Source organism: Lactobacillus sp. UMNPBX6, from assembly GCF_002553975.1.
GTDB classification, from domain to species: domain Bacteria; phylum Bacillota; class Bacilli; order Lactobacillales; family Lactobacillaceae; genus Lactobacillus; species Lactobacillus gallinarum.
The window spans coordinates 1-884 of the sequence record NZ_PCZD01000126.1; the positions used below are offsets into that span (position 1 = coordinate 1).

1 protein-coding gene is annotated in these 884 nt (G+C 38.5%); it reads right to left on the reverse strand.

What is annotated here, in order from left to right; genetic code table 11:
* Positions 1-27: 27 nt before the first annotated feature.
* The coding region (locus CP357_RS09945) for an IS30 family transposase (RefSeq protein ID WP_098037220.1) at positions 28-884 on the reverse strand (857 nt) is incomplete at its 5' end.

Genomic DNA, 884 nt, shown 5'->3' on the forward strand with positions numbered 1-884 from the left:
CGTAAATTGCAATAATAAATTGAACACTTAAGCTGCTTGATAGATATGATCCAATTCTCTTTCAAAAATTTCATCTGGTGTATGATATGCCAATATTTTTCTTGGTAGCGAATTGCACCAGGTTTCAATGTCAATGATTTCCTGAAGAGAATAGTTATTGATGTAATCACCCTTAGGAATGAATCTGCGAATGAGCCCATTATGTCTTTCAACAGTGCCTTTATCGCAAGAAGTATATGGATGGGCGTAATAGACTATGGTATTAGATACTTCCTCTAGATTGGAAAGATCCGCAAACTCTGAACCATTGTCAGTTGTAATTGTCTTGAAGATTTCATTCCAGTGCTCACTATACTGCTTATGTAGAGTTTGAAAAGCGCTCATAACACTGGCAGCTGTCTTGTCTGGAATACGCAAGATTAGAAACTCACGGCTCATTCGCTCAGACAAAGTTAACAGTACTTGATCATCTCTAGTCTTATGTCCTAAGACTAGGTCGCATTCCCAGTGACCAAACTCTTTTCGATCATTAATCTCTTTAGGGCGTTCTTCAATGCTTCGACCTAATTTCTTCTTGTTCTTATGAACACGATGAATTTTAGTATTACGCTTTAACTTCTCAGGCAAATCAGAGTTTCTGATAGCCAACAAGCCTTGATCTACATAGTTATATAGAGTTCTAGTGCAGACTATCTGGTCGCTGCTAAATTCACCCACAGCCAAGCAGCGATTGGCACATACATCAAGTGACCAATTGTCTTCAAAGAAATGCTTATTGACATACTTGATAAAGTCAGATTTCTTCAAGAAGTCTGATTTGCGACCACAGTGGCGTCGGTTAGCTTGATAAACTTCATTTCCACGTTCTGCTTTGTACCGCTTTT